At 70.4% G+C, this 7331-nt stretch carries 6 protein-coding genes; 1 reads left to right on the top strand and 5 read right to left on the bottom strand.

The window, feature by feature from the left end; all coding sequences use genetic code 11:
* Nucleotides 1–365: 365 nt before the first annotated feature.
* The 5 genes from A7A76_RS09005 to A7A76_RS08985 all read right to left on the bottom strand — a co-directional run bounded on the left by A7A76_RS09005 (nucleotide 366) and on the right by A7A76_RS08985 (nucleotide 5390).
* On the bottom strand, nucleotides 366–1592 hold the full coding sequence (locus tag A7A76_RS09005) for an ABC transporter permease (RefSeq protein ID WP_206410889.1): 1227 nt from the start codon (nucleotides 1590–1592) through the stop codon (nucleotides 366–368).
* A gap of 7 nt (nucleotides 1593–1599) precedes the next feature.
* Nucleotides 1600–2928 carry an ABC transporter permease gene (locus A7A76_RS09000; protein WP_206410888.1) on the bottom strand — a complete coding sequence of 443 codons (1329 nt, stop codon included), beginning with the start codon at nucleotides 2926–2928 and terminating at the stop codon, nucleotides 1600–1602.
* Nucleotides 2929–2938: 10 nt separating this feature from the next.
* Nucleotides 2939–3670: an ABC transporter ATP-binding protein gene (locus A7A76_RS08995; RefSeq protein WP_206410887.1), complete on the bottom strand. Its 732-nt coding sequence runs from the start codon at nucleotides 3668–3670 to the stop codon at nucleotides 2939–2941.
* Nucleotides 3671–3883: 213 nt separating this feature from the next.
* Entirely contained in the window at nucleotides 3884–4102 is a 219-nt protein-coding gene (locus tag A7A76_RS08990) for a hypothetical protein (RefSeq protein ID WP_206410886.1), read from the bottom strand.
* 4 nt (nucleotides 4103–4106) lie between these two features.
* Complete coding sequence (locus A7A76_RS08985; protein WP_206410885.1) at nucleotides 4107–5390, bottom strand: efflux RND transporter periplasmic adaptor subunit; 1284 nt, start codon at nucleotides 5388–5390, stop codon at nucleotides 4107–4109.
* Nucleotides 5391–5574: 184 nt separating this feature from the next.
* On the opposite strand from A7A76_RS08985, the gene glmS reads away from it, so the two are divergent.
* Nucleotides 5575–7331 (top strand): glutamine--fructose-6-phosphate transaminase (isomerizing) (glmS, locus tag A7A76_RS08980; protein ID WP_206410884.1); only part of this gene is annotated, 1757 nt, incomplete at its 3' end.

Genomic DNA, 7331 nt, shown 5'->3' with positions numbered 1-7331 from the left:
GCGGCGGGCGCCGCGGTCTTGGCCGCGCTCGCGGCGAAGGCGGGCAGCGCCGGCGCGGCGAGCGCGGCCGAGAGCAGGGCGATGCGCAGCGCCGGACCCAGGGCGCGCAGGGGGAAGCTCGATTTCATGGACGACTCCGTGACGATGAGGCAGGGAGCGCGCGCGGGCGGCGCCCCGGACCGTCCGGCGCGACGGCCGGACGGAGCGAAAGGAAGCGGACGGCGGATCGCTGCAAGCATGCCGCGAACGCGCTGCCGACACCGCTGAGGAATGCGAGCCCTGCGCGGTGAGTTGCGCAAGCCGCGTTCGCCGGCGTGTCGATACCAGCGATGCGGCGAACGCGCCGGCGGTTGCGGCGCCCGGCCTCAGGCCGAGCGCGTCGCCAGCGCCGGCGGCACCAGCGCCGCGCGCCGCGCCGGGCCGTACACCGCCAGCTGGCCGAGCAGCCACAGGCTCAGCGCGCCCAGCGGCAGGTACAGCGCCGGCAGCCGCGGCAGTTCGTAGTACTTCATCAGCAACAGGTTGATCGCGAACGCCAGCACCATGCCCAGGACGATGCCGATCGAGGTCAGCAGGAAGTTCTCGGTCTGGAAATAGCGCAGGATCTGCCCGCGGGTGGCGCCGAGCGCGCGGCGCACGCCGATCTGCTTGGTCCGCTGCTGCACCCAGAAGCTGGCCAGGCCGACGATGCCCAGCGCAGTGACGATCAGCAGCGCCGCGCACACCGCGCCGAGCAGCCACACCATCGCGCGGTCGGTGCGGTTGAACTTGGCCGCCATGGCCTCGACGGTGTCGTTGCTCTTGGACAGGATCCGCTGCGGGCCGTTGCGGGTCAGCGCCTGGCTGGCGGCCTTGAGCACGTCCTCGCGCCGGCTCGGGTCGGCGACCCGCAACAGGTAGATGCCGTTGTCGTAGTCGGTGCGGGTGGGCATGATCACCGAATAGTCGGCCGAGGCCGGGCCGTCGAATTCGTTCGGCCGCATCAGGTGCTCGACCACGCCGATCACCCGCGCGCCGTCCTCGTCGCCGCTGTAGATCGGGCGGCCGAGCGGATCCTGTCCGGGGAACAGCTTGTCGGCCAGGGCGCGGGTGATGATCGTCACCGGGATCGGCGGCGCGCCGGGCTTGAGCCGCTGCGACAGCGCAACGATCTCGTCCTCGCGGAAGTTGCGCCCGGCCAGCAGCTTCAGCCCCAGCGTGTCGATCAGTTGGGTATCGCCGAAATAGACGCCGGCGCTGGCGGTGGCGACCTGCTGATTCGGCTTCGGGCCGTAGCCGGAGTTCCAGGCCGAATCGCCGTAGCGCACCTGATTGGCTACGGCCGCCGAGCGCACGCCGGGCAGCGCGCGCAAGGCGGCCAGGTCGGACTGGGTCTGCGCGTCGGATTCCTGCGTGCCGCCGATGTTGGACACGCGCACCACCACCAGTTCGTTCTCGGCCATGCCGCTGGGACGCTGCAGGCGGGCGATGCGGTTCTGGATCAGGAACAAGGCGTTGCAGATGATCGCGCAGGTCAGCGCGACTTCGAACACGATCAGCGCCGCGGCGGTCTTGTGCCGGCGCAAGGTGGTCAGGATCGGACGGATGTCCATGCGGGCCTCATTGGCTCTTGAGCTGGATGGCGGGCGTCACCTGGCAGGCGCGCCAGGCCGGCAACAGGCCGGCCAGCACGCTGGCGGCGACGGCCAGGACGAAGGTGGTGGCGAGCATGGCCGGGTCCAGCCGCGCCAGCGCGGCGTAGCCGACCGGCTGCTGGCGCACCGCCCACAGGCCCAGCTGGGCCAGCGCCAGGCCGAGCGCGCCGCCGGCCAGGCCGATGCTGCCGGCCTCGACCAGGCACTGGGCGAAGATCGCGCGCCGGGTCGCGCCGAGCGCGCGGCGCACGCCGATCTCGCCGGAACGGCGCAGGAACTTGGCCAGCAGCAGGCCCACCGTGTTGAGCAGGCACACCGCGAGGAAGCCGAACGCCAGCCACATCTGCAGGCGCACGTCGGCCGGCACCACCCGCTTGTAGTCCAGCCATTGCATCAGGCCGTCGAGCTTGGGCGCGGTCGGGCGCACGTAGACGCCGGCGGCGCGCTGCTGGGCGGCGTAGTTGTCCAGGTACTGGCGATAGGCGGCGACCTTCTGCGGCGAATCCAGTTCGACCCAGTACTGCGCCCAGATGCATTTGGCGGCCACCGAGTAGTTGCCCTCGGGCAGGTCGGCGTTGTCGCCCCAGCAGCTGATGTTGCCCTGCGCGCTCATGCGCAGGTCGCGCGCGGTGCTGAACGGCACGAACAATTCTTCGGCCTCGCCGAAACCGCGTTCGACGGTGAGGTCGTAGAAGTTCGGCTGCGGATGCCAGGCGTCGATCACGCCGACCACGCGCAGTTCGTGGTTGTCGACCCAGATCGGCTTGCCGACGCTGTCGCCGCCGCCGAACAGGCGCTCGTTGAGCGTCTTGCCGATCACCGCCACGCGCGCGCGGCCTTCGTCTTCCTTGCCGGTCCACGCCGCGCCGTACTGGAACGGCACCTGGAACATCGGGAAGAAATCGGCCGAGGTGAAGCGCGAGTTCTGGCGGAACGCCGGCAGGTTGTCGCGGCGCGGCTCGATCGCCACGTTGCCGCTGGTCATCAGCGCCTGGCGATCGGCGCGCGCCTCGCGCAGCAAGGCCTCGCCGTCGAAGCGCGACATGTTGTCCGGCGGTTCGGAGCCAGGGATGTAGCCGGTCATCGAGCGCGGATCCAGGCGCGGCTGGAACAGGTTCTGGCTGTGTCCCGGCATCGGATCGCCGGAGAGCACGTAGAACACGGTGAGCGTGGTCATCGCCGCGCCGATGCCGAGCGCGATGGCGAGCACCATCAGCGCGGTCAGCACCTTGTTGCGCTTGAAGCTGCGCGCGGCGAGCTGCAGGTAATAGGCGAACTGGCTGTTGCCGGACATGGGCGCGGCCTCAGGCGGTGGCGGCGTCGGCCGCGGCGGTCGCGACGGCGGCCGCGCCGATCAGGCTCGGTTCGGCGCGCAGGTCGGTGGCCATGCCGTCGACGATGTGCACGTTGCGCTGCGCGCGCGCGGCCAGTTCCGGGTCGTGGGTGACCATGACGATGGTGGTGCCCTGGGCGTTGATCTCCTCCAGCAGCTCCATCACCCCGCGCGCCATCTGCGAATCCAGGTTGCCGGTGGGTTCGTCGGCCAGCAGCAGGCGCGGCGAACCGGCCAGCGCGCGTGCGATCGCCGCGCGCTGCTGCTGGCCGCCGGACAGCTCGGTCGGGTAGTGGCGCATGCGCGAGCCCAGGCCGACCTGGGTCAGCGCCTGCTCGATGCGCTGGCGGCGCTCGGCCGCGGGCATGCGCCGGTAGCGCAGCGGCACGTCGCAGTTGTCGAACAGGTTGAGGTCGGGAATCAGGTTGAAGCTTTGGAAGATGAAGCCGATCTTCTGGTTGCGCAGGCGCGAGCGGGCGTCGTCGGACAGGTCGCGCACGTCCTCGCCGTCGAGCGTGTACTCGCCGCCGGTGAAGGTCTCCAGCAGGCCGGCGATGTTGAGGAAGGTGGTCTTGCCCGAACCCGAGGGCCCGGTCACGGCGACGAACTCGCCGTCGCGCACGTGCAGGTCCAGCGAGCGCAGCGCATGGGTTTCGACGAGTTCGGTGCGGTAGACCTTGGTGACCTGGCGCATCAGCAGCATGGCGGTGGATTCCTGTAGAGCGGGGATTCGGGAGTGGAGACTGCGGAGCGTGGATTCGGGATTCGCGACAGTGGCGCGTCTGCCGGGCCGTCATCCCCGCGAAAGCGGGGATCCAGAGACTTCAGCGTGTTGTCGCGATGAAACCCTGGATCCCCGCTTTCGCGGGGATGACGGTCTGGAGGCGATGCAGAGCGTGCGGCACGTGGCGCCGCCTCAGCGCACCGAGAACAGCGGCAGCGCGATCGCGCCGGCGAAGCGCAGGCGCGGCGAACGCTTGGGCGCGGCCGCGGCAGCGTTGGCGCTGGCGACGCGCTCGCCGTCGTGGTTGAAGTCGATCAGCTGGTGCAGGCGCAGCGGCACCGCGTCGGTCAGTTCCTGGGCGTTCCAGTGCGGGGCGAAGTCGTAGGCGTTGGCGGCGTTGAAAGCGTTCATGGGTTCATTCTCCGGAGATGCGGACGGTTTCGGCGTTGGCGAACTGGTCGGCGCCGGAGACGACGATGCGTTCTCCCGGCTGCAGACCTTCGAGGATTTCCACTTGGCTCAGGCTGCTGGCGCCGGTGCGGATGGCGCGGCGGGCGGCGACGCCGCCGGACACGACGTAGGCGCTGCGGCCGCCGTCCTGTTCCAGGAACGGCCCGCGCTCGACGATCAGCGCGTTGCGGCGGGTGTCGAGCACGATGCGCGCGCTCAGGCGCTGGTTCTGGCGCAGCGCCGGCGGCTGCGCGCCGTCGAAGCGCAGGCGGCTGGCGACTTCGCCGGTCACCACTTCCGGCGACACCGCCGAGATCCTGGCGGCGTAGGTGCGGCCGTCGTTGCCGGCGATCTGCGCCGGAATGCCGATGGCCAGGTCGCGGGCGAAGCTTTCCGGCACCTTGATCTCGAGTTCGAACACGCCCAGGTCGACCACGCTGAGCACCGGATCGTTGACGGCGACGTTGGCGCGCTGGGCGACCTGGACCTGGCCGACCTGGCCGTCGAACGGCGCGCGCAAGGTCAGCGCGTCGACCTGGCGCTGGGCCTCGGCGACGATCGCGCGCTGGCGCTGCGCCAGCAGGCGCTTGTTGCGCGCGTCCAGCGAAGCGCTGCGGTCCTGGCGGCCGATGCCTTCGCGGGCGTGGGCCAGGCCGATGTCGGCCTTCTTCAATTCGTCCTCGGCCTTGGCCACGTCGACCTTGGCCACCGCGCCGCCGGCGAAGGCGCGGTTGTAGCGCTCCAGGTCGCGTTCGGCGGCGGTGCGGTCGATGCGGGCCTGGTCGAGTTCCTTGCGCGCGGTGGAACGCGCCAGTTCGCCGTCGAGTTCGGCGCGGCTGGCCTCGGCCTCCAGGCCGGCCAGGGTGGACTGCTCCTGCGCGAGCTTGCTGCGCAGCTCGGGGCTGTCGATCTCGGCCAGCACCTGGCCCTTGCGCACCGCGTCGCCGGCGACGACCTTGAGTTCGACCGAACCGCCGGCGATGGCGTACAGCACCGGGCTGTTGGCGGCGATCACGCGGCCGTCGGCGGCGATGTCGCGGACCAGATCGCCGCGCTTCACTTCGGCGATGCGCAGCCGCTGCGCCGACACCGACGCGCCGCCCGCGGCCCAGCCGGAAGCGACCCAGACGCCGGCGCCGAGCACCGCCGCGGCGACCGCGGCCGCCAGCGCCCATTGCCGGCGGCGCCGGCCCTGCTGGGCGGCGGGGGCGAGGCGTTGGTCCTGGGCGGAGGTGTCGCGGATGCTCATCGGGGCGCTCGGTCGGGGTCTCTGCCCAATACCAAGCACATCCCGTGCCAACTTCAACTCATTGATTTAAAAGGGGGGCGACGCCTGTCCGGGCGTCCGTCCGTCCGGACACCGCGTCCGCGCGGACACCGCCGCGGCCGCCGCCCCGCTAGAATGCGGTCACATTTTCTCGGATGCCCCCAGCATGTGCGGAATCGTAGGCGCGATCGCCGATCGCGATGTGGTGCCGGTCCTGATCGACGGCTTGAAGCGGTTGGAATACCGCGGTTACGACTCGGCCGGCATTGCCGTGTTCGACGGCGCGCAGCTGCGCCGGGTGCGCCGGACCGGGCGCGTGGCGGAGATGGAGGCGGCGGCGCAGTCCGAGGCGTTCAGCGCGCAGGTCGGCATCGGCCACACCCGCTGGGCCACGCACGGCGGAGTCACCGAAGCCAACGCGCACCCGCACATCAGCTTCGGCGAACTGGCGGTGGTGCACAACGGCATCATCGAAAACCACGACGAGCAGCGCGAGCGCCTGCGCGCGGCCGGGTATGCGTTCGAATCGCAGACCGACACCGAAGTGATCGCCCACCTGATCCATTCTTATCTGAAGCAGGGCCACGACCTGCTCGCGGCGGTGCAGTCGGCGGTGCGCGAGCTGGTCGGCGCGTATGCGATCGCGGTGGTGAGCCTCAACGAGCCGGGCCGCCTGATCGCCGCGCGCATGGGCTGCCCGCTGCTGGTCGGCCTGGGCGAGGGCGAGAACTTCGTCGCCAGCGACGTGTCGGCGATCGTGCAGGCCACGCGCCGGGTGATCTTCCTGGAAGAGGGCGACACCGCCGAGGTCACCCGCGCCGCGGTGCGGGTGTTCGATGCGGACGGCGCGCCGATCGAGCGCGACGTGCATTTGTCGGACGTGTCGCTGGCCTCGCTGGAGCTGGGCCCGTACCGGCACTTCATGCAGAAGGAGATCCACGAGCAGCCGCGCGCGATCGCCGACACCATCGAGGCGGTGATGGACAACAACGGCTTCAGCGCGTCGCTGTTCGGCGCGAAGGCCGAAGAAGTCTTCGCCGGCGTCGAGGGCGTGCAGATCCTGGCCTGCGGCACCAGCTATTACGCCGGCCTGACCGCGCGTTACTGGATCGAGGCCATCGCCGGGCTGCCGTGCAAGGTCGAGATCGCCAGCGAATACCGTTATCGCGCCGCGGTGGCGAACCCGAAGCAGCTGATCGTGACGATTTCGCAATCCGGCGAAACGCTGGACACGATGGAAGCGCTGAAGTACGCCAAATCGCTGGGCCACGACAAGACCCTGTCGATCTGCAACGTGCCCGAGAGCGCGATCCCGCGCGCGAGCCAGCTGGTGTACTACACCCGCGCCGGCGCCGAGATCGGCGTGGCCTCGACCAAGGCCTTCACCACCCAGCTGGTGGCGCTGTTCACCCTGACCGCGACGTTGGCCAAGCTGCGCGGCGCGCTCAGCGACGCACAGGAGGCCGAATACCTCGACGCGCTGCGCCACCTGCCGGGCAGCGTGCAGCACGCGCTGAACCTGGAGCCGCAGGTGGCCGGCTGGGCCGAGCGTTTCGCGCCCAAGCACCACGCGCTGTTCCTGGGCCGCGGCGTGCATTACCCGATCGCGTTGGAAGGCGCGCTCAAGCTCAAGGAAATCTCCTACATCCACGCCGAGGCGTACCCGGCGGGCGAGCTCAAGCACGGCCCGCTGGCGCTGGTGGACGCGGCGATGCCGGTGGTGGTGATCGCGCCGAACGACAAGCTGCTGGAGAAGGTGAAGTCGAACATCCAGGAAGTGCGCGCGCGCGGCGGCGAGATGTTCGTGTTCGCCGACCTGGACAGCCACTTCGGCGAATCCGAGCAGGTGCACGTGATCCGCACCCCGCGCCACGTCGGCGTGCTGTCGCCGGTGGTGCATGCGATTCCGGTGCAGTTGCTGGC

The sequence above is a fragment of the Lysobacter enzymogenes genome, assembly GCF_017168095.1.
Lineage (GTDB): Bacteria > Pseudomonadota > Gammaproteobacteria > Xanthomonadales > Xanthomonadaceae > Lysobacter > Lysobacter enzymogenes_D.
The sequence above is the reverse complement of the archived record's forward strand: the minus strand, read 5'-3'. Positions and strand labels throughout refer to the sequence as shown.